At 60.3% G+C, this 25,256-nt stretch carries 19 protein-coding genes and 2 tRNA genes; 2 read left to right on the top strand and 19 right to left on the bottom strand.

The annotated features are described in order from the left end of the window. Positions 1 to 224: 224 nt before the first annotated feature. The 4 genes from DWX25_RS02200 to gltB all read right to left on the bottom strand — a co-directional run bounded on the left by DWX25_RS02200 (position 225) and on the right by gltB (position 8,968). The gene (locus DWX25_RS02200; protein ID WP_117858836.1) at positions 225 to 1,301 is read right to left on the bottom strand and encodes a hypothetical protein; all 1,077 of its coding nucleotides are present in this window, start codon (positions 1,299 to 1,301) and stop codon (positions 225 to 227) included. Between the two features lie 359 nt (positions 1,302 to 1,660). Continuing rightward, a complete protein-coding gene (locus tag DWX25_RS02195; RefSeq protein WP_117798619.1) occupies positions 1,661 to 2,368 on the bottom strand; it encodes a hypothetical protein in 708 nt (235 codons plus the stop codon). A gap of 415 nt (positions 2,369 to 2,783) precedes the next feature. After that, positions 2,784 to 4,265 carry a glutamate synthase subunit beta gene (locus tag DWX25_RS02190; RefSeq protein WP_117798617.1) on the bottom strand — a complete coding sequence of 494 codons (1,482 nt, stop codon included), beginning with the start codon at positions 4,263 to 4,265 and terminating at the stop codon, positions 2,784 to 2,786. Positions 4,266 to 4,270: 5 nt separating this feature from the next. Further along, positions 4,271 to 8,968 carry a glutamate synthase large subunit gene (gltB, locus tag DWX25_RS02185; RefSeq protein ID WP_117798614.1) on the bottom strand — a complete coding sequence of 1,566 codons (4,698 nt, stop codon included), beginning with the start codon at positions 8,966 to 8,968 and terminating at the stop codon, positions 4,271 to 4,273. Positions 8,969 to 9,490: 522 nt separating this feature from the next. Here gltB and DWX25_RS02180 point away from each other — a divergent pair. Further along, positions 9,491 to 10,747 carry an Nramp family divalent metal transporter gene (locus DWX25_RS02180; protein ID WP_117734392.1) on the top strand — a complete coding sequence of 419 codons (1,257 nt, stop codon included), beginning with the start codon at positions 9,491 to 9,493 and terminating at the stop codon, positions 10,745 to 10,747. A 470-nt stretch (positions 10,748 to 11,217) separates the two neighbouring features. Here DWX25_RS02180 and DWX25_RS02175 read toward each other — a convergent pair whose 3' ends face one another. The 6 genes from DWX25_RS02175 to DWX25_RS02150 form a co-directional block, all read right to left on the bottom strand. Then, positions 11,218 to 11,361 carry a rubredoxin-like domain-containing protein gene (locus DWX25_RS02175; RefSeq protein ID WP_035137395.1) on the bottom strand — a complete coding sequence of 48 codons (144 nt, stop codon included), beginning with the start codon at positions 11,359 to 11,361 and terminating at the stop codon, positions 11,218 to 11,220. 89 nt (positions 11,362 to 11,450) lie between these two features. Then, complete coding sequence (locus DWX25_RS02170; protein ID WP_117763184.1) at positions 11,451 to 11,954, bottom strand: flavin reductase family protein; 504 nt, start codon at positions 11,952 to 11,954, stop codon at positions 11,451 to 11,453. A gap of 155 nt (positions 11,955 to 12,109) precedes the next feature. Then, positions 12,110 to 12,580, bottom strand: a complete 471-nt coding sequence (gene smpB / locus DWX25_RS02165; protein ID WP_006235325.1) for an SsrA-binding protein SmpB — start codon at positions 12,578 to 12,580, stop codon at positions 12,110 to 12,112. Then, positions 12,570 to 13,487 (bottom strand): hypothetical protein, encoded by a 918-nt coding sequence (locus DWX25_RS02160; protein WP_117798612.1) that lies wholly within the window; start codon positions 13,485 to 13,487, stop codon positions 12,570 to 12,572. Before DWX25_RS02160 ends, smpB begins: the two co-directional genes overlap by 11 nt. 97 nt (positions 13,488 to 13,584) lie before the next feature. Beyond that, positions 13,585 to 13,661, bottom strand: a tRNA-Glu gene (locus DWX25_RS02155). Between the two features lie 17 nt (positions 13,662 to 13,678). Next, positions 13,679 to 13,752: transfer RNA gene (locus DWX25_RS02150), tRNA-Gln, on the bottom strand. A gap of 276 nt (positions 13,753 to 14,028) precedes the next feature. On the opposite strand from DWX25_RS02150, the gene DWX25_RS02145 reads away from it, so the two are divergent. Further along, a complete protein-coding gene (locus tag DWX25_RS02145) occupies positions 14,029 to 14,439 on the top strand; it encodes a hypothetical protein (RefSeq protein ID WP_117734388.1) in 411 nt (136 codons plus the stop codon). Positions 14,440 to 14,511: 72 nt separating this feature from the next. On the opposite strand, the gene DWX25_RS02140 is transcribed toward DWX25_RS02145, so the two are convergent. The 9 genes from DWX25_RS02140 to ftsE form a co-directional block, all read right to left on the bottom strand. Continuing rightward, positions 14,512 to 14,871 carry an arsenate reductase family protein gene (locus DWX25_RS02140; RefSeq protein ID WP_006235321.1) on the bottom strand — a complete coding sequence of 120 codons (360 nt, stop codon included), beginning with the start codon at positions 14,869 to 14,871 and terminating at the stop codon, positions 14,512 to 14,514. A 92-nt stretch (positions 14,872 to 14,963) separates the two neighbouring features. Then, the gene (locus DWX25_RS02135; RefSeq protein ID WP_117798610.1) at positions 14,964 to 16,016 is read right to left on the bottom strand and encodes a MupG family TIM beta-alpha barrel fold protein; all 1,053 of its coding nucleotides are present in this window, start codon (positions 16,014 to 16,016) and stop codon (positions 14,964 to 14,966) included. 117 nt (positions 16,017 to 16,133) lie between these two features. Continuing rightward, a complete protein-coding gene (locus tag DWX25_RS02130; RefSeq protein WP_035137407.1) occupies positions 16,134 to 17,564 on the bottom strand; it encodes a PTS transporter subunit EIIC in 1,431 nt (476 codons plus the stop codon). A gap of 57 nt (positions 17,565 to 17,621) precedes the next feature. Next, on the bottom strand, positions 17,622 to 18,545 hold the full coding sequence (gene murQ, locus DWX25_RS02125) for an N-acetylmuramic acid 6-phosphate etherase (RefSeq protein WP_117743556.1): 924 nt from the start codon (positions 18,543 to 18,545) through the stop codon (positions 17,622 to 17,624). Positions 18,546 to 18,555: 10 nt separating this feature from the next. Further along, positions 18,556 to 19,407, bottom strand: a complete 852-nt coding sequence (locus tag DWX25_RS02120; RefSeq protein ID WP_117734385.1) for a MurR/RpiR family transcriptional regulator — start codon at positions 19,405 to 19,407, stop codon at positions 18,556 to 18,558. Between the two features lie 245 nt (positions 19,408 to 19,652). Further along, positions 19,653 to 20,258: a recombinase family protein gene (locus DWX25_RS02115; RefSeq protein WP_117734384.1), complete on the bottom strand. Its 606-nt coding sequence runs from the start codon at positions 20,256 to 20,258 to the stop codon at positions 19,653 to 19,655. A gap of 177 nt (positions 20,259 to 20,435) precedes the next feature. Then, entirely contained in the window at positions 20,436 to 22,571 is a 2,136-nt protein-coding gene (locus DWX25_RS02110) for a ribonuclease R family protein (protein WP_117734383.1), read from the bottom strand. 192 nt (positions 22,572 to 22,763) lie between these two features. Beyond that, a complete protein-coding gene (gene ftsX, locus DWX25_RS02105) occupies positions 22,764 to 23,684 on the bottom strand; it encodes a permease-like cell division protein FtsX (RefSeq protein ID WP_117734382.1) in 921 nt (306 codons plus the stop codon). Continuing rightward, positions 23,671 to 24,891, bottom strand: a complete 1,221-nt coding sequence (gene ftsE / locus DWX25_RS02100; protein ID WP_117734381.1) for a cell division ATP-binding protein FtsE — start codon at positions 24,889 to 24,891, stop codon at positions 23,671 to 23,673. Before ftsE ends, ftsX begins: the two co-directional genes overlap by 14 nt. Between the last annotated feature and the right edge of the window lie 365 nt (positions 24,892 to 25,256).

The following is a 25,256-nucleotide window of genomic DNA, read 5'->3' as shown; positions in this document are numbered from 1 at the left end:
CTTGAACATTTGTCCATTATCGCCCAAGGCGACGGAGATGCAGCCGATGTATCGGTTAACGGAGAAAAGGGAGGATGCGAGGATAGAGAGGCCAGCGCGGCGAGCCCCAGCCGTGTGTGCCGAACGTCTCGATCTGCAACAGTAAACCCGGTTTTTGGGCCACTAGATGTTACAGATCGAGACAAACTCGGCAGGAACAACCACATTCGCGTCAGTTGCACCCCTTAGCACCCATACCACTGGCGTCTCCATTCCTCAGCCAGATCGGCCCGCTGTTGAATTCCCGCCAGTCTCATCTTTTCAGCCAGTTTCCCCGGGTTCTTGAGTTCATCAAACGTAAACCGAAGCACCTTGTGCCCGAGCATCGTCAGATGAGACTCTCGCTGACGTTCTGCCACGAATGGGTCGACCGACTCCCGATCCCCACCATCCTGCAGGGTATACTTTCCCTTCCCGTCGAGCTCGCCGATGACATATGTCCCGTCCTCGAGCCTCCAGAAATAATCAACCCGAAACACCTGGCTCGGATCGAGCGGGTCGCGAAACTCCACCTGCAGCTCCGGAACCGGAAAGCCGTACGCAATAAAGAACGCTCGGAACCGCGACTCGCCGCCGTTTTCGGACAGCCCGTCCGCATACGACGCGATCACCTGTGCCCTGCGATACCCTCGCCTGCCCTCGCAATCGGCGCGGAGGCGCTCGCACAAATCCCCACGTGATACACCTTTCGCCCGCAGTGCAGAATCGGCAATCGCCAACCCGTAGGAGAACGGCGCACGCAGTAAGCAATCCTCCACCGTGCGCCAAAACGACGTCACCCGCACGCCATCAACACGCTCGAGCGTGTCCGCCACCTGTGGACGCAACAACTTGCACCCGCTGCTCAACGTCACTGAACAACCCGTCTTAACAAGAAAACGCGGCCCGAGCAGATCATTCGGCACCTCCAAACCCCACAAAAGTGCCGCGTCATAACCCCAAAACGCCCAATCTGGATGAAATTCCGCAAGCCCTTTGATGGTACGCAGCGTTCGCTCCGCCGGTGTCAACGTATCCCAATCATATTGAAAACAGAACAGATACGACTCGGGCTCCGCGATATCGTCGGTTCCGACATGGCGTCGCAGCCACATGAGCTCGGCATTGTCATGCGTTGCGAGCAGTGCACCTTGCTCGGTCGCCTCCGTGAGCCGCGCGAGCATCCTGTTCCGTGCCAACGTGTTGCGAGTCGTATGCTTGTGTTTGAAAACGGTATTAGACACTTCCATCACCACCACGTCAGACAAATGGACCATCGTCACCGTTGCCTCCGCTGAAAAATGTCTTGATCTGTAACAGGAAGACAGTCTTTGAGCCTCTAGTTGTTACAGATTTAGATCTTTCGGCACCGCTTCCAGCCTTTGTCTCAATCTGTAACAGTAAGGTCGACTTTCAGCCTGTAGATGTTACAGATTGAGACATTCCCCCAGCCAGGTGCCAAACGTCTCGATCTGTAACAGTTAGACGTTCTCCAGGCCCCTAAACGTTATAGATTTAGACAAATCAGCAGCGCCCAAGCATTCGTCTCGATCTGTAACAGGTAGACCGGTTTTTTGCCCCTAAACGTTACAGATCGAGACATAAAAGACAGAGGGCAAGGCAGGCGACAACTGCCCAATCCCTACTCCCACTCCTGCTCGTAGATGTTGAGCGACTTCACGTACCGCCCCTGGGCGCCCATGATGTCGCGGACCAGACGCAAGAAGAAGCTGATGCACGAGGTGTCAAAGCCGTCCTGCAGATCCTCGGGATGCACCGCACCCGGCCCGTCGACCGCCGTGTCGTTCAGGCGCGCGATGTCATATAGGTAGAGCTGTCCCACCGCAAGCCAGACATCGTCAACGCACGCGATGCGCACCGCGATCGCGCCGTCATTCCAATGCTCCTTTTGCACGATATGGGGATCGTAGACATCAAAGCGATGATCGGTGCGTGTGTCCTTCAGCGCGACCATGCCGGACGCAGGATCCTTGTCCAAAATGCCAAAGCGAGAGAAGTGCTGCGTGTCGCGCACCTGCTCGAGCCGCTTGAGCGAGGCTGGCAAAATCGATGCTGGCGGCTCATCCACATATAGCTCGAGCAGCGTCTTGCCATGGCGATAGGGGCGCTCAAACAGCAGCCAATCGGTAAACGCCATGTTGTAGGCCATGATTTCGTTTTGAGAAGGCTCCTCGCAATAGCTGAGCCACGGATCGACAATAATCTCGAACTGCTCGCGCGCCGACTCCAAAAACTGGAACTTCCGCAGCATCCAAAAGTGAGCCATGTCGGCAATATCGTTGCCGACGGCTTCGGCCAGCTCTGCTCGGTCAAAAACTTGGTCAGTCATGGCATCCTCCTCAAACTGATGGACCTCAATTTGAGCTTACGGGGAGGGCGAGCAACCGAGGCAAGCGCGGGCAAAATAGGCCTCCGGCTGCAAACCAGATGCTGACCAAACACTTGACGAAAAGCTTGACCGAATGAGCGCACCGCAAAGAAACCGCAGGTAGACATAGACAGCCAACCCGCCCTTTTGAGCCAGATGCCCGCAGCCACCACAGAAACAACAGGTGACCACAGCCCAAAAAGTCGACAAATGAACACCCGTACGTCGACAAACGAGCAAATCGCTCGCAAATCCGCAAGGAGTGTCCCCGAATGCCGACAGAAAAGGAACGTCCCCAACTGCTGGCACTTGGGGACGTTCCTTTCGTGCCGGCAGTTGGGGACAGCCCTTGTTGATTCGATTGTGGGCGACTACCTTACAGCTCCAGCGCGTCTGCGACTTCGGTAGCACAGGCCAGGGCGTCGGCCATGGCGTTCACCACGAGCGAGCTGCCGTTGCGGGCGTCGCCGGCAACAAACACCGGCACGGCATCCGCAGCAACGCCATCCACGCGAGCTGCACGATGTGAACCCTCGGCAGCCATTACGGGCAGAGGTCGCCCGGCCGTGGCAACAGGCACGCCGACAGCTTCGAACACGCTGTGCTCCGGACCCGTAAAGCCGCAGGCGATGAGCACCAGCTGCGCCGGCACCTCGTGCTCGGAGCCCGCGATGTGCTCGGGCTTTCCCGCCGACCAATCCAGATCGACCACGCGCAGGCCCGCAGCCGCACCCTTCTTGTCCAGCAGCACCTCGAGCGTATCCACGCCCCAGGCACGCATCTCGCCACCCATCGCAGCGATAGCCTCCTGCTGGCCGTAGTCGGTCTTCTTAACGTTGGGCCACTGCGGCCAGGGGTTGCTCGCCGCGCGCTTATCGGGCGCGGCCGGCAAAAACTCAAACTGGCGCACACTGCGCGCACCCTGGCGCACGGCGGTACCCACGCAGTCGTTGCCGGTATCGCCGCCGCCAATGACCACGACGTCCAGGCCGCGAGCGTCCACCGCGAGCTCGCCACCATCGAGCAGCGAGACGGTCGAAGCCGTCAGGTAGTCCACGGCATACACCACGCCGGGCACTTCGATGTTCGCAGCCGAAAGCCCGCGCGGGGCACGGGCACCAGCAGCCACCACGACAGCGTCAAAGCCATCGAGCTTGGCTGCCACCGCAGGGTCCGTCACATCGGCGCTCAGCTCAAACACAATGCCCAACTCACGCATGAGCGCCACGCGACGCTCGACCACGGACTTCTCGAGCTTCATGTTGGGAATGCCATACATGAGCAGACCGCCCGGGCGGTCATCGCGCTCAAACACCGTCACACGGGCGCCGCGACGCGCAAGCTCCCATGCAGCCACCAGACCAGCCGGTCCAGAACCAACCACGGCGACCGTGGGCGCATCCTCCCCCGCCGGCTCAAAGCGGCGCGGACCGCCGTTGGCCCACTCATGGTCGCTAATCGCGCGCTCGTTATCGTGAATCGTCGTGGGCTGGCCGTCGACCGAACCCAGGTTGCACGCGGCCTCGCACAGCGCCGGACACACGCGGCTCGTAAACTCGGGCATGGGCGAGGTGAGCGACAGGCGCTCGGCCGCCTCGTCCCAGCGGCCGCGGTACACCAGCTCGTTCCACTCGGGAATCAGGTTATGCAGCGGGCAGCCGCTCGGGCGTGCCTTGCCAAAGCTCGCGCCCATCTGGCAAAACGCCACACCGCACATCATGCAGCGGCTCGCTTGGGCGCGACGCGCATCGTCGTCGAGCTCCACGTACAGCGGATCGAAATCATGGCTGCGCTCCTCCACGGGGCGAAGCTCATGGGTCACGCGATCGATATCAAGAAAAGCACCGGGCTTACCCATGGCACTTACGCCTCCTTCTTGGTCGAAGCAACAGAGCTGGCAGCCACGGACGCAGCGCCCGCAGCATCGCCCGCAGCATCGAAGCGAGCAACATCCGCGGCACTCGCGCGACCGGTCACGATGTCAAACGCCAGCTCCTCGGCCTGAGCATGCGTCTTCCCGGCAGCCTCGCCCGCGGCGACAATCGCCAGCACGCGCTCGTACTCGGTCGGGATGACCTTCACAAAGTGCTTGCTCATCGTCTCAAAGCTGTAGAGCAGCTTAATGCCGCGCGGGCTCTGCGTCGCGTCCACGTGCTCCTGGATGAGCGCACGAATCTGCGTCAGTTCGTCGGCCGTCGGGGCCTTGAGCTCAACGCTCTCGTGGTTCACACGGGCATCGAGCGTGCCGTACTGGTCAAAGACATAGGCCACGCCACCAGTCATGCCGGCGGCGAAGTTCTGCCCGACCTCGCCCAGGATGAGCGCCAGGCCGCCCGTCATGTACTCGCAGCCGTGGTTTCCGCAGCCCTCGACCACCACGGTAGCACCGGAGTTGCGCACGCCAAAGCGCTGGCCGGCCAGACCGTTAATGAAGCCGCGGCCGCTCGTGGCGCCAAAGAACGCAACGTTGCCCACGATGATGTTCTCGTCGAACTTGAAGGTCGCATGCGGGTTGGGGCGCACCGACACCTCGCCGCCCGAAAGGCCCTTGCCAAAGTAGTCATTGGCGTCACCGCACACGTTGAGCGTAATGCCGCGCGGCAGGAACGCGCCAAAGCTCTGACCAGCCGATCCATCGCAATCGATGGTGATGGAGCCGGCGGGCAGGCCCTCGGGATGCGCCTTGGTCACCGCGTTGCCCAGAATGGTGCCAACGCAGCGGTTGACGTTTGCGATATCGGCGCGGAAGCGAATCGGATGCAGGTGCGCACGAGCATCGGCCGTGTAGGGCACAAACAGCGTGGAGTCGAGCGTCTTGTCGAGCTCACTGTCGGCAGCCATCTGCGGCAGGAAGTGACGACCGTCGGCACCCGGAATGTGGGCACCGAACTCGCAGGTCGCGCTCGCCAGCACGGGCGACAGATCGAGCAGGTTGGCCTTGCGGTTGCCCGGGACCTCGATCTGGCGCAGGCACTCGGGATGGCCGACCATCTCGTCGACGGTGCGGAAGCCCAGGCTCGCCATGACCTCGCGCAGCTGCTCGGCAACAAAGAGCATAAAGTGCTCGACGTGCTCGGGCTTGCCGCGGAAGCCACGACGCAGGCGGCAGTTTTGCGTGGCGATGCCGGCCGGGCAGGTATCCTGCTGGCAGTCGCGCTGCATGAGGCAGCCCATCGAGATGAGCGGCATGGTCGCAAAACCAAACTCCTCGGCACCCAGCAAGCAGGCGACGGCGACATCGGTGCCGTCCATGAGTTTGCCGTCGGCCTCGAGCACCACGCGCGAGCGCAGGCCGTTTTGCAGCAGCGTCTGCTGGGCCTCGGCAAGGCCGAGCTCCAGCGGCAGACCCGCATGCCAGATAGAGTCGCGCGCAGCGGCACCCGAGCCGCCATTGTGGCCGCTGATCAAGATCTTGTCGGCAGCACCCTTGGCCACACCGGTGGCGATGGTACCGACGCCGGCCTCGCTGACCAGCTTGACCGACACGCGCGCGCCGGGGTTGGCGTTCTTAAGGTCGAAGATGAGCTCGGCCAGGTCCTCGATAGAGTAGATGTCGTGGTGCGGCGGAGGCGAGATCAGGCCGATGCCGGGCGTGGACTGACGGACCTCGGCGATCCAGGGGTAGACTTTCTTGCCGGGCAGGTGGCCGCCCTCGCCGGGCTTTGCGCCCTGGGCCATCTTGATCTGAATCTCGAAGGCGCTACACAGGTAGCGGCTCGTCACGCCAAAGCGCGCGCTTGCCACCTGCTTGATCGCGGAGTTCTTGGAGTCGCCGTTAGCCAGCGGGGTCTCGCGACGCGGATCCTCGCCGCCCTCGCCGGAGTTGGAACGGCCGTGCAGGCGGTTCATGGCGATGGCCATGCACTCGTGTGCCTCTTTGCTGATGGAGCCATACGACATGGCGCCGGTGTTAAAGCGGCGGACAATGTTGAACGCGGGCTCGACCTCGTCGAGTGCCACCGGGGTACGGCCGCTGGCATCAAAGTCCAGCAGGTCGCGCAGGCGCACGGCACGACCGGTGCGGTGCAGGCGGGCGCTGTACTCCTTAAAGGTGTCGTAGCTGTCCTCACGGCAGGCGGTCTGGAGCAGGTAGACAGTCTGGGGGTCGATCAGGTGATCCTCGCCGCCGAGCGGGCGCCACTTGGTCAGGCCCAGTGTGGGCAGCTGATCGGGAGCCGGGCTCTTAAGGATAGCGAGCGCGGCGTCGTATCGCTCGTTTTGCTCGCGCTCGACGTCCTCGACACCCATACCGCCCACACGGCTCACCGTGCCGGCAAAGTACGCGTTAACAAACTCCGGGGTAAAGCCCACGGCCTCGAAAATCTGCGCGGAATGATAGCTCTGCACCGTGGAGATGCCCATCTTGGACATGATGGAGACGATGCCGGCGGTCGCAGCCTTGTTGTAATTGGCGATTCCCTGCTCGGCTGTCACGTCCAGGTCGCCGCGCGCAGCCAGATCGCAGATGCACGCATGTGCGTTGTACGGATAGATGCCGCTCGCGGAGTAGCCCACCAGCGCCGCAAAGTCGTGCGGGGACACGGCGTCGCCGCACTCCACCACGATGTCGGCAAAGGTGCGCACGCCGGCGCGGATCAGGTGATTGTGCACGCAGCCCACGGCAAGCAGCGACGGCACGGGCACCTCGCCCGCTCCGGCGCGATCGCTCAGCACCACGATGTTCACGCCGTCGCGGACCGCAGCCTCAACGTCCTCGGCAAGCTGCTTGAGCGCAGCCTGCAGCGCGCCCTCGCCGGCATCGCGGCGGTAGACGGCACGGAAACGACGGGTCTTAAAGCCCACACGGTCGATTGCGCAGATGCGGTCGAACTCCTCCTCGTTGAGCAACGGGCGCTCCAAGCGCACCAGCTGACAGGCCGTGCGGGAATCCTCGAGCAGGTTGCCGTGGTTACCCAGGTAGAGCGTGGTCGAGGTGACCATGTGCTCGCGCAGGGCATCGATCGGCGGATTCGTGACCTGGGCGAATAACTGATAGAAGTAGTCAAAGAACGAACGCGTCTTCTTGGACAGGCAGGCCAGCGGCGCATCGATACCCATCGAGGCGAGCGGGGGCTTGCCCTGCTGGGCCATGGGGCGCACGACCTCGTCAACATCATCCCAGTGATAGCCAAGCTTGGCCATACGCACGGCGGCAGGTACCTCGGCGTCCTCGGCGGGTGTTGCCGCAACGGGCTCATCGAGCGCGTCGACGGTCAGCGTCTCCTCGGCAATCCAATCACGGTAGGGCTTTTCCTTGGCGTAACGGGCGCGCAGCTCGTCGTTGTAGATCACGCGGCCGCGGGCAAAATCGACCTCGAGCATCTGACCCGGTCCCAGGCAGCCGCTCGTCAGGATGTTCTCGGGGCGCACCTCGATGGTGCCCACCTCGCTCGCCAGCATAAAGCGGCCGTCGCGCGTCACGTAGTAGCGAGCCGGGCGCAGGCCGTTACGGTCGAGGGCGGCACCCAGGGTACGGCCGTCGGTAAAGGCGATCGCCGCCGGACCATCCCAAGGCTCCATGAGCATAGACTGGTAGGCGTCGTAGGCGCGACGCTCCTCACTCAGACTATCGTTGTGGTCCCACGGCTCGGGCAGCAGCATGGATGCGGCACGCGTAAGCGGACGACCGTTCATAACCAAAAACTCGAGAACGTTGTCCAGAATCGCGGAGTCGGAACCCTCGCGGTTGATGATGGGCATCACGCGCTCAAGATCGTGCTGCAGCACGGGACTGTACAGGTTGGGCTCGCGGGCGCGAATCCAGTTGACGTTGCCCTTAAGGGTGTTGATCTCGCCGTTGTGAATGATAAAACGGTTGGGGTGCGCACGCTCCCAGCTGGGCGTGGTGTTGGTGGAGTAGCGCGAGTGGACGAGCGCCACAGCCGTCTTGACGGCGGCGTCGTTAAGATCAATGAAGAAGCGGCGCATCTGCGTGGCGACCAGCATGCCCTTGTACACGATGGTGCGCGAGCTCATGGAGCACACGTAGAAGATCTTGTCACGCAGAGCGAACTCAGCGTCGGCCTTCTTCTCGATGGTACGGCGGCACACGTACAGGCGGCGCTCGAAGGCATCGCCGGCGGGCGTGTCGTCCGGACGGCCCAGGAAGGCCTGCAAGATAGTAGGCATGCAGGCGCGGGCCGTCTCGCCCAGGTCGTGCGGGTCGACCGGTACCTCGCGCCAAAAGAGCAGCGGCACGCCGGCCTCGGCGCAGCCCTCCTCAAACACGCGGCGGGCATCCTCTACGCCCTTGTCGTCCTGCGGGAAGAACAGCATGGCCACGCCATAGTCGCCCTCTGTCGGCAGAATCTGGCCGCACTTTTGAGCCTCTTTTCGAAAAAAGTGATGCGGAACCTGGAACAGGATGCCGGCACCGTCGCCGGTGTTCTTCTCGAGTCCCGTGCCGCCGCGGTGCTCCAAGTTAACCAAAATGGACAGCGCGTCGTCCAGAATCTGGTGATGGCGCTCGCCGTTGATATCGGCAAGCGCGCCGATGCCGCATGCATCGTGGTCGAATTCGGGGCGATAAAGGCCCTGCTGCTGAGCGGAATCTGCCTGCATCGCGATCCTCCCCTAGATATAAGACAGTCAGTTGAATAGGCATACTAGGAGCATCGCCGGCCCGCTGTGTTTCCCGCCCGTTTCGAAACAATCGCGTAACGCACGCCCTACGAGTGGACACCGCCGACCTCAAGGGCGACAACAAGGGTCCCAAGTTCGGCCTGTAAGCTCACCGCTTCAAACATCTCAATCTGTAACAGGAAGACCCAATTTCGACGGCTTACTGTTACAGATTGAGATGTTTTCGAGAGACAATTCCGAATGTCTCAATCTGTAACGCGAAGGGCCGGCTTTGGCGGTCAGCTGTTACAGAACGAGATTTTCCATAGGACCATTTCTTCCTGTCTCGATCTGTAACACCTAGGCCCAATTTCCATCCCCAGTTGTTACAGATCAAGACATTTCGGCAGCCCCCTTTCACCATCCTATTCAAATACGGCATTTTTATTAGTCTTGGTTAACTTTCGAGCCTAAAACGGTTATCCTTTGTGGCGTCAAACAAACGGCACGCAGGAATGCACCATGCTCAACCATCTCAAACATCACTTTGGCTCCCCGCGCACCGGTGGTCACGGAGGCCTAGACATTGCGCGGCATATCGGTCCCGGGCTGCTCGTCACCGTCGGCTTTATCGACCCGGGCAACTGGGCCTCCAATATGGCCGCGGGCTCGCAGTTTGGCTACGCGCTGCTGTGGATCGTCACGCTGTCCACGATTATGCTCATTGTGCTGCAGCACAACGCGGCACACCTGGGTATCGCCACGGGCGCCTGTCTTGCCGAGGCCACGACACGCTACCTCCCCCGCATCGTGGGACGCGCGGTGCTCGGCAGCGCCTATCTCGCGACCATCGCCACCGCCATGGCCGAGGTCCTAGGCGGCGCAATCGCCCTTCAAATGCTCTTTGGGCTGCCCGTGCGTGCGGGCTGCGTCATCGTGGCGGCAGTATCGATGGCGATGCTGATGACGAACTCCTACAAGCGTGCCGAACGCTGGATCATCGCCTTCGTAGGCGTGGTAGGACTCTCGTTTTTGGCCGAGCTTGCGCTGGTCAAGGTCGACTGGCCGCAAGCCGCCGCAAGCTGGATCACGCCCAGTATGCCCACTGGCTCGGTAGCGATTATCGTAAGTGTCCTAGGCGCGGTCGTTATGCCACACAATCTCTTCCTGCACTCCGAGGTCATCCAATCCATGCACTTCGAAGGCCAAGGCGAGCAGGTTATCGAAGAGCGTCTGCGCTACGAGCTCTTCGACACGCTCTTTTCGATGGGCGTGGGCTGGGCAATCAACTCGGCCATGGTCATCCTGGCCGCAACGACCTTCTTTGCGCACGGCATTGTCGTAGACGACATCGCCGTCGCAGCGGCCACGCTCTCCCCCATTCTGGGCCCGGCAAGCTCGACCATCTTTGCGGTGGCACTGCTGTTTGCAGGCCTCTCGAGTAGTGTGACGGCAGGCATGGCGGCGGGAACCATCACCGCGGGCATGTTCGACGAGGAATACGACATCCACGACCGACATTCCTCGATCGGGGTGGCGACCTGTTTCGCCGGCGCAGTGGCGGCGTGTCTGGTCGTCCCAAATCCTTTTGAAGGTCTCATCTGGAGTCAGGCATTGTTGTCGCTTCAGCTGCCGATTACGGTCTTTGTGCTCATACGGCTCACCAGCTCACGCCGCGTCATGGGCAAATACGCCAACTCGCGCCCGCTCAACGCGCTACTCGTAGGGATCGGTGCCATCGTGACGATTCTCGATGTCGTGTTGTTGACAGGGATGTAATGGAGCGGGGCACCTACCCAGGCAAACGTCTCGATCTGTAACGTCTAGACCCGCTTTTGGTGTCTAGGTGTTACAGATTGAGATCTTTCCGAGAGACAGCTCCGTTTGTCTCAATCTGTAACACGTAGACCCCGTTTTCACTGTTAGATGTTACGGGTTGAGATCTTCTGCCGGACGGTTTTGGTTTGTCTCAATCTGTAACAAGTGGACCCAATTTCCGCTTCTAGATGTTACAGATCGAGACATTTCTTCAGCTCCAACCTTTGTCTCAATCTGTAACAGATAGGCCCGTTTTGAGCCGCCACATGTTACAGATTGAGACAAACGGTCGGCCGGACTCACGTCAGACAGGATCGGCTAACAGCAGCCGTGATCCCTTGGGGATGAATTAATCAAAAGGGCTCCGGCCGAGAATTCGACCGGGGCCCTTGGACAGAGCTATGTGTTACTGCAAGCCGTGTGTCTACGAGCTACTCCTCGACAAGCTCGAACTGATCGGGACCGACGCCACAGACCGGGCACACGTAGTCCTCGGGCAGTTCGGGCGTGTCGACCTCTACCTCATAACCGCAAACGGTGCATACGAACTTATACGTCTTCTTCTCCTCAGCCATGATGTTCTCCTCTCGAACGTGACTGCTGGTGTACTTCATTTATCAGTATATGTTCTCAATAATATAATGCAAGTACTTTCGAAACATTTCTAGCCTTGATACGAAGAAGCCTTGGGCGGCGTCTTACCTTTCAGAACCTTGTGGTAGTAGTCATAGGTCAACGGAGTCTCGTCGCTCAAGCGCTCGGCATCCTCAACCTCGCCAATAAAGAGCAGGTGCGTGCCCACATCCACGGTGTCAATCAAACGGCAGCTAAACAGCGCCGCCGCATGCTCGGGAACATAAGGCATGCCCAGTGCGGTCTCGCGCGTCTCGTACTTGGCAAATTTGTCATAGTCGCTGCTGGTACGGAAGCCAAAGTTGCCAACGTAGAGCATATCAGCCGTCTGGTCGATCACCGTCAGTGCAAAGGCCTTGGCAGACGCGATAACGCCAGACGTAACGTTATCCTTGTTCACGGCAACCGAGATGCGTGGCGGCGCGGACGTCACCTGCACTGCTGTGTTGATGACGCAGCCGGCGCGCAGCCCGTCTGCCGCGGCGCTCACCACGTACAGTCCGCTCGGCATGGTAAAGAACGCAGTTTTGTCCATAACAATCACTCCCCTAACCCGGGATCGAACCTCACGGTTGTATGTACCCACAAAAAAGGCGCCGCCCATAACGGACGCCGCCTTTGAGGCAAATGTGTCAAAAAAGTTAGGAAGACGGGACGGGCACAGCAGGGCAGCTCCCCGCAAATTCGTTCCTAGCGATTACGCTCCTTAAGCGCGCGATCGATTTCACGCTGAACGTCACGCTTGGCCATATCCTCGCGCTTGTCGTAGAGCTTCTTGCCGCGGCCCAGACCCAGCAGCAGTTTTACGCGACCGTCGGTATTAAAGTAGAGTTCCAACGGAACCAGCGCATAACCACGGTTGCGAAGTTTGCCGTCAAGAAAGTCGATCTCCTTGCGGTGCAGCAGCAGACGACGCCGACGGTCGGGATCGCGATTCCACACGCCACCATGGCTATAAGGGTGGATATGCAGGCCGACGAGCCAGCACTCCCCGCCGCGGATCAGCGCGAAGGTATCGGTGATCTGGCAGGCGCGCTCGCGAATCGACTTGACCTCGGTGCCGCTCAGTTCAATGCCGCACTCAAACGTCTCATCGATAAAGTACTCGTGATGCGCCGAGCGATTCTTGGAAATGAGCTTGCGCTCGCGCTTACTGGGCATCGCCGGCCTCCTTGACGTCGTCGGCGTTTGAGCCCGCAGCCTCGCGCTTTGCCTTGCGCTCGGCGTTAAGCTCGGCATCGCTCTCGCGCACCAGCTTAATGATCGCCGCGCATGCCTCCTCGCCCACCAGGTCGCGGGCACGGACCGTCAGGCGCGTAGCCTCCTGCTTGTCGCCGTCGCTCGCAGCGTCGGTCGCACACATGATCAGGCAGATGGCGATCTCGGCCGAAGGTGAGGTCGGCACGCCCTGCAGGGCGAGCTCACCCATCACGTGGTCGTCGCTCTCATCGGCGGCATCCGGATAGGTGGTATGGATCTTATTGAGCAGGCGCGTCGTATGCGCATCATTGGGCGCCAGGCGCAGCGCCAGACGCGCGCAGCCCACGGCAGCCGAAATGTTCTCGGTCTCGGGCTCCAAGAAGTACTGACCCAAGTTGGTGTAGGCGCGTGCGGCGCACTTACCGTCGCTCGCGCGCTCCAGCACCGAGAACGAGAGCGATGCCCACTCCTGCTTGTCCTCGAGCGCACGGAACAGCTCGGCCAAGTCCAAGCGATAGTTGCAGTTCATGGGATCCCAACGCACGGCCTGCATCAGGGCATTCCGAGCACTCACATAATCCTGCTGGCGGATGTAGGCAAACGCCATGTCGGAGTACAGGCGGTCAAAGGGAACCTCGACCTGCACCAGCTCGCGCGGATCCTTCTCCACGCGGCGATAGGCCAGACGCTCAAACTTACTATCGAAGCTAAAGTACTGGCGCTTCTCCTCCGTCTTGCACTCAGCGTCGATATACTCCTCGGCGAGCTCAACCAGACGCTCCAGCAGCGGCGTCGCCGTAGCCAGGTCGCCCTGCGCCAGATAGTTCTCGGCATACGTGATGTCTTCCAAGCTGATAGACAGGTCCATGACAACTCCTCGGTCCGGGCGGCAGACTCAACGCGCGCCTTAAATATCGGTCAATACGCAAAACCCGGGTCTCTTACGAGGCCCGGGCGTTCAATTTTGGTAGCCCGTACCAGATTCGAACTGGTGATCTCCGCCTTGAGAGGGCGGCGTCCTAAACCGCTAGACGAACGGGCCATATGTAGCAAATGCAATGGCTGGGATGGAGGGAGTCGAACCCCCATTGACGGAACCAGAATCCGCTGTCCTGCCATTAGACGACATCCCAATGACTGCATCGCTGCGCTCGGCTGTGCCTTTGCGCAAGAAAGAAATATACGGGAAGTACCGCCGTGACGCAAGCCCCAATTTTGACTTTTTTAAAATTCAGCCAAATTGGCCTACTTTAGTCCAACCCGTGAAGGACCTGTGAAGCCGACCGCTGTACACGAAGGGCAAAACGCCGCGAGCGGTAGCCGTCAACCGTTGGCAGATTCTACCGCGAAAACGATAGCACCAGGCAACACAATCGAAGTATCAATGATCGCGTAGATATCGAGGCGCCGTGGACGAAGAGCTTGATTACCTATGGGAGACCCTGGGCCTCGAGATCACTGCTGACCTTTGGCCCGAACGGGACAAGATCCATCCCACACTGCGCCCCGCCATCACGGTGATGCAGGCAAACTACCGCCGCGCCTCATTTTTGATCATGCGGATGTCATGGCACGCGGGACTCCCCGACCTTAAGCGAATCCAGGCAAGCCTCGTCGAGCTGTCCGGTATGCCGACCGTCATATCCGAGGCGCACCTGGAGCAGCGCCAGCGCGAGCGACTGCAACAGCAGCGGATTCCCTTTATCTGCCCCGGCGTTCAGGCATATCTGCCCTTTATGGACGAGGAGTACTGGAGCGGCAAGCCCAACAAGCACGTAAAGGTCTACGATCCGCACGAATGGACACAGCTCGAGGATTGAGCCGAGCGAGCCCGCCGATGGAAAACACGTCCCGCCCCGAGCGCTCAAAACGGGTCGCACTTTCCGCAGCCGCTACAGCAACGCCTCGGCCCAAGCCGCTTCCCTAAAGCCGGGAATCGCAAAGTCGTCGCCCACCAGCAGCGGACGCTTGACCAGCATGCCGTCGGTCGCCAGCAGCTCGTAGCACTCCCGATCCGTCATGCCCGCATCCAGACGCGCCTTCAGGCCCAGCTCTCGATATTTCATGCCCGACGAATTAAAGAAGCGCCGCACCGGCAGCCCCGAACGAGCAATCCAGGTCGCAAGCTCATCAGCCGTGGGATTGTCCAAAACGATATCGCGGTCGATATACTCTACCCCGTGTTCGTCCAGCCATGCCTTAGCCTTCTTACAGGTCGAGCACTTGGGATATTCAACAAACAGTACAGTCATGGGAATCCTCCGAATATAGATCGGCCAACGCAGGCACACGCCACACGAGGCGCCTTCGCACGATGGCCCAATTGTAGCCCACGGGTCACACGCTAAACGAACCGTACCCCGAATCCGCGTTTGATGAACGGCAGCAGTTCCATTGCCTCGGGCGTGATATGGCCCGCAACGTTCATACGCTCGTCACCGGGAAGATCGACCCGAGCAATCTCAAGCTCGCCTTCGTAGCGCCCATAGCCGCTATTGCTCACAGCGATCGACCCCGCCTTTCGCGGCAGGCCGGCTCCGGCATCCGTCGGCACGGAATCCGGCTTATGCGTCGTGCGCGACTCCTGAGACCTAAAGATGAGGACGCTCGAATCGGGCCGGTCGTGATGAATCTGCCCACGTACGTAGGCATAACTGGACTCAAGCTCGCATTGCAAGTCCACGTATCCGGCGGAAACTTGAGCAAACTGCGCCCAGCCCGCATCGGAAAGATCGGGGTCGCCGACCAACACAATGTCGCAATCGGCGCCATGTGCGAGCTCAAGCATGTTGAGGGCAACCTTTGACGCGCGACCGCGCTGCGTCTCAACCGTCGGCAGCCCCTCGAATACCGGCCCGCGAACGTTAGCATCACCCGGCACAAAAGCCATGATTTCGAATCCAAGCGCCGCAAGACGAAGATTCACCCGAGCAATGTCCTCCAGAGCTAAGCCGGTATAAGGCTTGGGGTAAAAATTGTGGCAGGCGGCAAAACGAGTCACATCGGCACCGGCCTCACGCCACGATGCGATTTCATCAGAACTCACCGTCGATGCATTGACCACAATGCGAAATACACCGGACAGCTCCGCGACCCGCTGGGCGCTAAAGCCATAGTCCAAACGAAGGTATTCCAACCCCAGATCGCGCAGGTCCTCGATGCGCTCAAGCCCGAGCAAATCGCACGTGCGCGGCCCCACATCGGCAATGAGCGCAATGCCGCGGGCGGAAAGCAGCGACAGCACATGACGGACCTTATCGGCATACGCCGCTCCCCCATCCTCGGGAATATGCAGTGAGGTAAACGCATAGCGCGCACCCGCCGCAGCACCGCGCTCAATCGTCCGCTCAATATCCTGCAGAGGGCTGGAAAGATAAATCGAAATACCCGTTTTCACGCTTCAACGCTCCTTTAAAAAAGGCCGGCGGAGCAGTTAGCCCCGCCGGCACAACCATAGCATCAAGAAATCTGCCGCGCGCCGCGAGCTCTGAGCAACACGGCTCGCGATATCAAACTACTCGCCAAAGAACTCGTTGATCTTCTGCTCGTCGACGCCAAAGAACCACGTCAGGACAAAGCCGGCGGCATAGGCAAGCAGCATAGCGGCAACGTAGCCGAGCTGCTGGCCCGGAACGACGATCAGCAGGCCAAACAGACCGGAAACGCCCTGAGAAACCGTGCCGATGTGAAGCAGCGCCGCGAGCGCGCCACCAAATCCGGCACCCAGGCAGGCCGTCACAAACGGGCGAACGAGCGGCAGCGTAACAGCATACATCAGAGGCTCGCCCACACCCAGGATTCCAACGGGAATGGACTCGGCGACGTACTTCTTGAGTTTGGCGTTCTTGGTCTTAAAGTACAGCGCCAGACCGGCACCGACCTGGCCGCCGCCAGCCATCATAAGGATGGGAAGCAGGTAATTGATACCCTTGGTAGCGCCGTCGGGATCGTTGAGCATAGCGTGGATCGGCGTGAGCGCCTGATGCAGGCCGACGGACACCAGCGGCAAGAAGCCTGCCGACAGGATATAGCCGCCCAGGACGCCCAGCTTCTCGAAGATAAAGGTCAAAACGCTAAAGATGGCAGTCGTCAGCCATGCGCCAACCGGCTGGATGACGAGCATCAGAGCAAAGGCGCCGATGATGAGCACCAGCAACGGGGACAGGAACGTGTCGAGTGCGTTGGGCATAACCTTGCGAATCTGACGCTCCATCCAGGCAAAAAATGCACCAGCGATGAGAGCCGCGATCATGCCGCCCGCTGCGGGGTTGTACTGCGCATTGGTAAGCGGCAGCAGAATGGCAGTGGCAGGATCAGCCGCGCCAGGCGCAAGCAGGGGCATGGCACTGTTGGCGATACACATCATGCCGGCGATGCCGCCCAGCGCAGCGGAGCCACCAAACTCACGTGCCGCGTTATAGCCCACCAAGATGGGCAGATAGGCAAACAGGGCCCAGCCCATGGAACGAATGCCCTGGTACCACCACTCGCCTGCAAGCGCGCCTGCCGTCGAGACGTTAATGACGTTGCAGATACCGTTGATGAGGCCAGCCGCAATGATGCCGGGAAGCAGGGCGACGAAGACATTGGAAATCTTCTTGAGGAAGGCCTGAACCGGCTTGGACTCGTACTTGGCCTTCTGCGCGGCCTTGTTTGTGGCCGCAGCGTCAACCACGCTCTCGTCAGCAACGCCTTTCGCAAGGCCGGTGAGCTTGGAGAACTCCTCGAGCACCTTATTCACCTTGCCCGGACCCAGCACGATCTGCATCGTGTCGTCCTCGACCAGGCCCATCACGCCGTCGAGTGCCTTAATACCCTCCGTGTCGACGTTGCCCGTGTCTTTGACGGTCACGCGCAGGCGCGTCATGCACGCCGCGTTTGCGAGCACGTTGTCTTTACCGCCCAAAAGGTCCAGCAGCTTTTGAGCCAGCTCTTTGTTCGTCATAACTCCTCCTTGTATTGGGTATCTCGTTTGGATGTCATATCAGCTCACGCCGCGCACCTATTGGGCATCGGCATTGCTCTTCTCATGGCCACTCACCGCAGCACGGACATGGCCGCGCGCCCGCTCAAGAGCTACCGCAGCCTGCTCGGCATCGCAGTCCAGCAGTACCGAGACAATAGCGGTTTTTACGTGGCCGTCGGCATCTACAAGCGCCTGAACAGCGCGCTCGCGCGTGCAGCCGGTCGCCTCCATCACGATGTTCTGTCCGCGCACCACCAACTTCTCGTTCGTCTGCTGCACGTCGACCATCAGGTTTTGGTATACCTTGCCGATCTTGACCATGGCACCGGTCGAAATCATGTTGAGGATGAGCTTTTGAACCGTTCCCGCCTTGAGCCTCGTTGAGCCGGTCAGCACCTCGGGACCAGGCACGGGCTCAATGGCAAGATCTGCGCTCTCTCCGATCTTCGACCCTTGGTTGCAGGCAATTGCAATGGTCTTGCACCCAATTGCCTTGGCGTACACAAGGCCGCCCACCACATAAGGAGTACGGCCGCTTGCTGCCAGGCCAACGACAAAATCCTTGTCCGAGAGTCCACGCTCTCGCAGGTCGTTCGCGCCAAGCTCCTCGCTGTCTTCGGCACCTTCGACAGCCTTGATAAACGCCGTCTCGCCTCCGGCAATGAGCCCGACAATCAGATCGGGTGACACGCCAAACGTGGGCGGACACTCCGAAGCGTCGAGTACGCCCAGACGACCGCTGGTGCCTGCGCCCATGTAAAAGACGCGCCCACCGCGCTCGAGTGCCTCAGCAGCCCAGTCGATTGCTGTGGCAACCTGGGGCAGCACTTTTGTGACCGACTGGACGGCACGAAGATCCTCATCGTTCATCGTCGTGACGATTTGCAGCGATGTCATCGTATCGAGGTCCATTGACCTTTGATTACGCTGTTCGGTCGTGAATTTTGTTAAATCGAGCATTTCATTCACCTCATCTTTCCTGTTTCTCGATGTAGTTTTGCTTAATGACATGCGTCGCCCGTTCGTAGTCGCTGGCAACGTAAGCAGCGTACAGGGCATCGACAACCATAAGCTGGGCCATACGCGAAGCCATGGCACCGCTGCGGACCAAGGGCTCACTCGCAGCGACGCCGAGCACGGCATCGGCCATGGTGGCAAGCTTGGATGATCCATCTACTTTGGTCACGGCCACAACGGGACAGTTGTGGCGTTGGGCCTCGGCGGTGCAGTCCAGCACCTCTTGCGTCAAGCCCGAGTAGCTAAAGGCGATTGCCATATCGCCCTCATGCATGTTCTTGGCACACAAGAGCTGATCATGCCAGTCGTCGTACAGATGGCACTCCTTGTCGACACGCATGAGCTTTTGCGCCAGATCGTGCGCGACCAAACGAGAGGCACCGATACCGAACAGATTGACCGCACGTGCCCGCTTAAGATAGGCCGCACATCGCTCCAAGACGGTGTAATCGAGCGTTCGCGCCGTCGCTTCGATCGTGCGCACGTTGCTTTTCATCACCTTCCCCACGATACGTTCGACGCTGTCATCCATGGAGATGTCCTCGAGGGCAACGTCTTTCTTGTCACCCAAGAGCGCCAGCTCGGCAATCAGTTCGCGCTGGAACTCCTTGTAGCCCGCAAAACCCAAGCGCTTGCAAAAGCGCAAAATGCTCGAGGGCGAGGAGAACGTGACATCGGCAAGACCGCGGACGGACAGCCCGACCACCTCGTGCGGATGAGCGCTTACATATGCGATGACATTGCGTTCCGCCGGGCTCGCGCTGAGCTCACGCTCGCGAAGCCGCAAAAGCAATCCGTTTGCCATCTCAAACACCTCCGTTGAGAAGAATTAAAGACCAACGAACGATTCGTACCGGATACAAACAGCTTTTACGGTACATTGTGCCGCATCGTGGCGCACAAAGGGCGAGCGTTCTACCGCTCGCCCCTCAAATCCGACCGCTCGGAAATACGCGCGACACAAAATAATTCAACAAGGTCGCATTATCGGTAACAGGGCTGTTACCGATACCGCCTCGAGTGGGCGCCAATCGGACGTGCCGCAAACCCCTACCCCGACTCGCGCATCCAGCGATCGAACGTCCCCACGCACACGCCCAGGCGCTTTGCCGCCTGGCTGCGGGTAATATCGCCTGCCTCATAGCTATCGCGCACCAGCTCAAACTGAGGAGGGCACGGCTTGCGAGGTCGACCGAAACGGACCCCTCGCGCCCGCGCCGCTGCAATTCCCTCCGCCTGGCGCCGATGGATATTCTCGCGCTCCACCTGCGCCACGTAGCTCAGCAGTTGCAGCACTATATCGGCAATCAGGGTGTTGGTCACATCCGGCGCGCCGCTGGCCCTGGCGCGCGTGTCAAGCAATGGCATGTCCAACACCACAATGGCAACTCCGAGCTCCTTGGTAATGCGTCGCCATTCCTCAAGAATCTCGGAGTAATTACGACCAAGTCGGTCGATAGAAAGCACCACCAGCACGTCCCCGTCTCCCAGGACGTGCAGCAGCTCGCGATAACGCGGTCGATCGAAGTCCTTGCCGCTCGCATGGTCGGCATAAATATTCGCCGAGCCCACGCCATAGGCGCCCAGCGCATCCAGCTGCCGATTAAGATTCTGATCGCGCGAACTCACCCGCGCATAACCGTACACCGTCGCCATCTCATCCCCGCTTTCTTGTAAACCTGCCAAAAAGGGACAGGTTTATTTTGGTAGGTTTTACCTCTCAAATAGCAGGTAAGCGGGCGGCCGAGCAGACGGCAAGGTAGCCACGATTCAAATGCGGAGGGCGGCCCCGAAAGACCGCCCTCCGCTCTCCCGCCACGAGTCGGGATTTAGCTAATGGATAAGCTTAAAGTCCAAGTGCCCGCGCGTGGTATTGACGCGCGAGACCTCGATGATCACACGCTGCCCCAGCTCGTAACGGGTGCCCGTGTCGGCACCTGTGAGCGTGAGCGCGTCCTCGTCGAACTCGAACCACTCGTTGCCCAGGCTCTTGATGGAAACCAAGCCTTCGACCTGCGTCAGGTCCAAGCGCACAAAGAGCCCCATGCTGCTGACCCACGAGACCGTTCCGGCATAGCGCTCGCCCAGGCGATCCTCGTAGTACTGGGCAATTTTGATTTTTTGCGTCGCATGGCTGGCGGCGTCGGCCGCGCGCTCGGCATCGCTGCACGCACGGCAAATTTGCGGCAGAATGCGCGGAAGCGACCCCCGGCCTTTTCCGATTAGCCTGGGCGTACGCACTAAGGCGTCTTTTCCACCCAGCTGTTCGTATGCCAACTGCAGTTTGAGCACGCGGTGCACCACCAGATCGGGGTAGCGACGGATGGGACTCGTAAAGTGACAGTAGCACGGCGCGGCGAGCGCAAAGTGGCCCTCGTTACGCGGTTTGTACAGCGCACGCTGCATGCTGCGCAGAAGCAGCGTGTTGACGAGCGGTGCGTTGGCCGTACCGGCGGCAGCATCAACTGCAGCCTGTAGCTCATCGGGACTCCCCAGGGCAATACCGGCAGCACGGCGATCGTCGATGATGCCTAGCTGCGCCAGCGCAACGGCGGCACCGTGCAGGCTATCGGGGCTCGGATCCTCATGCACGCGATAGCAGGCCTCGATATCACGGTCTGCCAGCCACTCTGCAACGCACTCGTTGGCGAGCAGCATGGCTTCCTCGATAAGCGACGTAGCACACGAACGCTCACGCGCGACAATCTGCACGGGTACTCCGTCCTCATCCAATAGAGCGCGGATCTCGGCCGTGTCAAAATCGACTGAGCCGCGGGCGCGACGAATGCGACGGCGAAGTTCGGCGAGTTCGTTGGCGGCGACAAGGAAATCGCCGAGGTCGACGTTGTAGCCGCGGGCGGCCTCCTCGCACGCAAGACCGCGCTCAAGCGCTTCCTCGCGCGAGGTCTCGGCAGCCGCAACATCCTCGGCCGCACCCTCCAGCACCGAATACTCAACCGCGCCGGCACGCACCAGCAGCGCCTCGGCGCCGTCATAATCCATGCGCACACACGAGCGAATCACGCTGGGGTACGGATCGTAATGGCGAACGTGGCCCTGCGCATCGAGCTCAATGTCAACGGTAAACGCCAGACGGTCCTCGTCAGGGCGAAGCGAGCACAGGTCACAGGACAGGCGTTCGGGCAGCATGGGAAGCACGCGATCGGCCAGATACACCGATGTCGTACGATGGCGAGCCTCAAGATCGATATGCCCGTTCCAAGCCACATAGTGAGAAACGTCAGCGATATGCACACCCAGTTTGTAGCCGCCCCCGGGTGTGCGCTCCAGCGAAATGGCATCGTCAAAGTCACGCGCGTCGACCGGGTCGATCGTGATGACAAAGCGGTCGCGCAGGTCGCGGCGAAGCGGATCTTTAAGCGCCGCGGTCACATCGAGCGAAAGTCCCTCGGCCTCGTCCAGCGCGGCCTCGGGATAGCTATCGGTATAGCCGTAACGCGCCATCACATATTGAACGCCCAAATCGGGCGCGTCATCTCCGCCAATGCGGCGCTCGATCGTCACGGTGCCCGATTCCAGGCGCGTCGGGTAGGTCAAAATGCGCGCGACAACGGCATCACCCGGGTGGACGCCCAGACAATCCGCCGAGGTATCCTCGGGCAGAATGAAGAAGTCGGCCTTCAGACGCGAATCGAGCGGCTCGATCACACCAAGCGGACCGGCGGTCTGGTACGTGCCCACCACGCTTATGGCTGCGCGCTCAACCACGCCTTCGATCACGGCGCGCCGTTCACCGTGTGGGCTGTTCTTAATGCTCACGGCAACGGTATCTCCATCCATGATCTCGCGCTTACCGCGACCCATGACCTTGTAGTCGCCGTTTTCGGTTACAACGTAGGCGCTATGCTCATGGAGCTGCACGCGTCCGGTCAGGCTCGGACGGCGTTCGCTGCGCACCGGCCCGCGCTTATTGCGAGCTCCACGCTTATGCTTATTATTGCGCCCCATGGCGCCTCCTAACTATCGATGGTCGTTTACACCCCAAGAGTCTACCCAAATGGTCCTTAGGGGGCGGAGGAAAACGGATCACATAGATAGACCAGCGCCACGATGATCCGCAATCCTGCCGTTCCCTAGGGATCAAAAAACGGGCCGCCCCATAAGAGACGACCCGTTGGAAGGGGTGAATTCCAGGCATGCCTACACGCGCAGGTAGCGGCGCATGGCGATGGCAGAACCAAAGAGACCGATAATCACGCCGACCAGAATCAGCGCAGCATAGGTCACCAGGTAGTACTGCATCGGCAGGGCAAACGACATCCAGCCGATGCTCTCCTGCAGACGCGGAATCATCAGATTACGCAGCAGCTCCAGAACACCGATGGAAAGCAGCGAGCCCAAAATGGCCTGCAGTACGCCCTCGGTGATAAACGGGCCACGAATGAAGCCGTTGCTGGCGCCGACCAGACGCATAATCGCAATCTCACGACGACGCGCCGTGATGGACAGGCGAATCGTGTTGTTGATGAAGATGAATGCGATAAAGGTCAGAAGGCCAACGAGCACCACGGCGGCGATGCGGATGTAGTTGGTCACCTGGAACAGGCGGCTCACTTCCTCCTGGCCGTACAGCACGCTCGCGTTGACGTCGCCGTCATCCGCGATCTTCTGGAAATCGGCATTCTTCTTGAGCTTCTTGGCCGTGCTTTCGACCTGAGACGGATCGTCCATCTCAATCGCGAACGAGGCCGGAAGCGGGTTCTGGCCGTCGAGCGCACTCATGGTGGCATCGGCGTTGCCCGACATCTTGCTCGTATACTCGGCCAGCGCGTCGTCCTTATCCTTATAGGTCACGGACTTGACGTTACTCCACGTCTTGAGCTCGGCCTCAAAGGCCTGGACGTCCGCCTGGTCGGCATCATCGCTGATGAATGCGTTGATAACAACCTGATCCTCGACGGTGCCGATCACGGAGTTCAGCATCGCGGAGCCCATAATGAACAGACCGATGATAAACAGCGAAAGGAAGATCGTGATGACGGCGCCGAGCGAGGTAGTCCAGTTACGGAAGAAGTGGCTGATTGCCTCTTTGAAGGAGTAGCCCACGTTAGTTGGTGCCATAGTTGCCGTAACCTCCCCTCTCCTGGTCGCGGATAACGTGGCCGCCCTCGAGGGCGATCACGCGACGGTGCATGCTATCGACCATCTCGCGGTCGTGCGTGGCGACGATCACGGTGGTGCCGGTGCGGTTAATACGCTCGAGCAGCTTCATGATGCCCAACGAGATCGCCGGGTCGAGGTTACCCGTGGGCTCGTCGCAGATCAGCAGCGGCGGACGGTTGACCATAGCGCGGGCGACGGCAACGCGCTGCTGCTCGCCACCGGAAAGCTGGTCGGGCAGCGAGTCCATCTGATCGGCCAGACCGACCAGGCGCAGCACCTCGGGCACCTGGCTGCGAATGACGCCCTTGGGCTTGCCGATGCACTGCAGGGCAAACGCCACGTTTTCGTAGGCGGTCTTTTGCGGCAGAAGCTTAAAGTCCTGGAACACGGCGCCAATCTGGCGGCGCAGGAACGGAACCTTGCGGTTCTTGATCTTCATGAGATCCTGACCGGCAACCAGGATGCGGCCACTCGTCGGCTTGACGTCGCGGTTGAGCGTCGATAGCAGCGTGGTCTTACCCGAGCCGGAGTGACCGACCAGGAAGACGAACTCGCCCGGATAGATCTCGATGTTGATATCGTCGAGCGCGGGCTTGTTGGGCTGTGCCGGATAGATCTTGGTGACATGCTCCATAAGGATGACGGGCTCGACACCGGCCTGCTTGGCCATCTTCTTGCGGCTGGCCTGCGGATCGATGGGCGCAAACACCGACGTAAAATCGGGATTGTTGAGCGCGTTATCGAGGCTTGCGACCTCGGCTGCCTGATCGCTCTTGACCACCGGGGCAGCAGGCTGCGTGGGGTCGGGAATAGCGGCAAAGAGGCCGGACTGCGCAGGCTGAGGAACCGGCGTCGCAGGGGCCATGGGGTCGGGAATGCCGGCCATGGTAGGCTGCGGCGTGGCGGCGCCAGCCTGAGGCTGCTCCACGCGAGCGGTCACGGCCTGAACGGGCTCAAAACCCGCCGTGCCGGAAAGCGCGACATCGCTGGTGGGATTGTAGGCAAAGGGATCGGATGCCGGCTGTGCCTGATCTGCCGGCTGAGCGGGGGCCTGAGCAACAGGCTGGCCCTCTGAATCCGGAGTGGCGAAACGACTGCCCTGGACGCCTGTCTGCGTCTTGGGGGCATCATCGCCCGCACCGGAGGTACGGAAGTGGTTACCCACTGGTGCTCCTTATCGTCGTGCGTTTAAACTACATGAGCGCTTAGTATTTTAGCAGCATTAGCTTTGCTGCACATAAGAAGCATGGCCGTGTTTGGGTCCCTCCGGCCCTCTCCGGCCGGACACAGGGCTACTCTCCAAATCGTCCTCGGACATGTCGGAGCCCCCGCTGCGCACTACGTGCGGCGGGGGCTCCTCCGTCCTGCGGAAAGATTTGGAGAGTAGCCCTGTGCCCGGCCTGCGGTAACTAAGGGGTCGTTGCGTTTTACTTGGGTACAGCAGCGCTATGCTTGGGGGCTGAATTGCACTTGGCTGGGATGGGCCCGTTTCCCGGAGGAAGCCCTTGCCTGATATGGGCTTGATTTGCT

Source organism: Collinsella sp. AF18-8LB, assembly GCF_003459795.1.
Classification (GTDB): domain Bacteria; phylum Actinomycetota; class Coriobacteriia; order Coriobacteriales; family Coriobacteriaceae; genus Collinsella.
This window is presented reverse-complemented; position numbering and strand designations above follow the sequence as displayed.

Bases quoted from the DNA above. Each gene is read 5' to 3' on its own strand.
- ftsX (WP_117734382.1), bottom strand. From the start codon at position 23,684: ATGGCACCAACTAACGTGGGCTACTCCTTCAAAGAGGCAATCAGCCAC.
- DWX25_RS02140 (WP_006235321.1), bottom strand. From the start codon at position 14,871: ATGACTGTACTGTTTGTTGAATATCCCAAGTGCTCGACCTGTAAGAAG.
- DWX25_RS02115 (WP_117734384.1), bottom strand. From the start codon at position 20,258: ATGGCGACGGTGTACGGTTATGCGCGGGTGAGTTCGCGCGATCAGAAT.
- smpB (WP_006235325.1), bottom strand. From the start codon at position 12,580: ATGCCCAGTAAGCGCGAGCGCAAGCTCATTTCCAAGAATCGCTCGGCG.
- DWX25_RS02120 (WP_117734385.1), bottom strand. From the start codon at position 19,407: ATGGCAAACGGATTGCTTTTGCGGCTTCGCGAGCGTGAGCTCAGCGCG.
- DWX25_RS02180 (WP_117734392.1), top strand. From the start codon at position 9,491: ATGCTCAACCATCTCAAACATCACTTTGGCTCCCCGCGCACCGGTGGT.
- DWX25_RS02160 (WP_117798612.1), bottom strand. From the start codon at position 13,487: ATGGACCTGTCTATCAGCTTGGAAGACATCACGTATGCCGAGAACTAT.
- DWX25_RS02190 (WP_117798617.1), bottom strand. From the start codon at position 4,265: ATGGGTAAGCCCGGTGCTTTTCTTGATATCGATCGCGTGACCCATGAG.
- gltB (WP_117798614.1), bottom strand. From the start codon at position 8,968: ATGCAGGCAGATTCCGCTCAGCAGCAGGGCCTTTATCGCCCCGAATTC.
- DWX25_RS02130 (WP_035137407.1), bottom strand. From the start codon at position 17,564: ATGACGAACAAAGAGCTGGCTCAAAAGCTGCTGGACCTTTTGGGCGGT.
- DWX25_RS02170 (WP_117763184.1), bottom strand. From the start codon at position 11,954: ATGGACAAAACTGCGTTCTTTACCATGCCGAGCGGACTGTACGTGGTG.
- DWX25_RS02110 (WP_117734383.1), bottom strand. From the start codon at position 22,571: ATGGGGCGCAATAATAAGCATAAGCGTGGAGCTCGCAATAAGCGCGGG.
- murQ (WP_117743556.1), bottom strand. From the start codon at position 18,545: ATGCTCGATTTAACAAAATTCACGACCGAACAGCGTAATCAAAGGTCA.
- DWX25_RS02195 (WP_117798619.1), bottom strand. From the start codon at position 2,368: ATGACTGACCAAGTTTTTGACCGAGCAGAGCTGGCCGAAGCCGTCGGC.
- DWX25_RS02175 (WP_035137395.1), bottom strand. From the start codon at position 11,361: ATGGCTGAGGAGAAGAAGACGTATAAGTTCGTATGCACCGTTTGCGGT.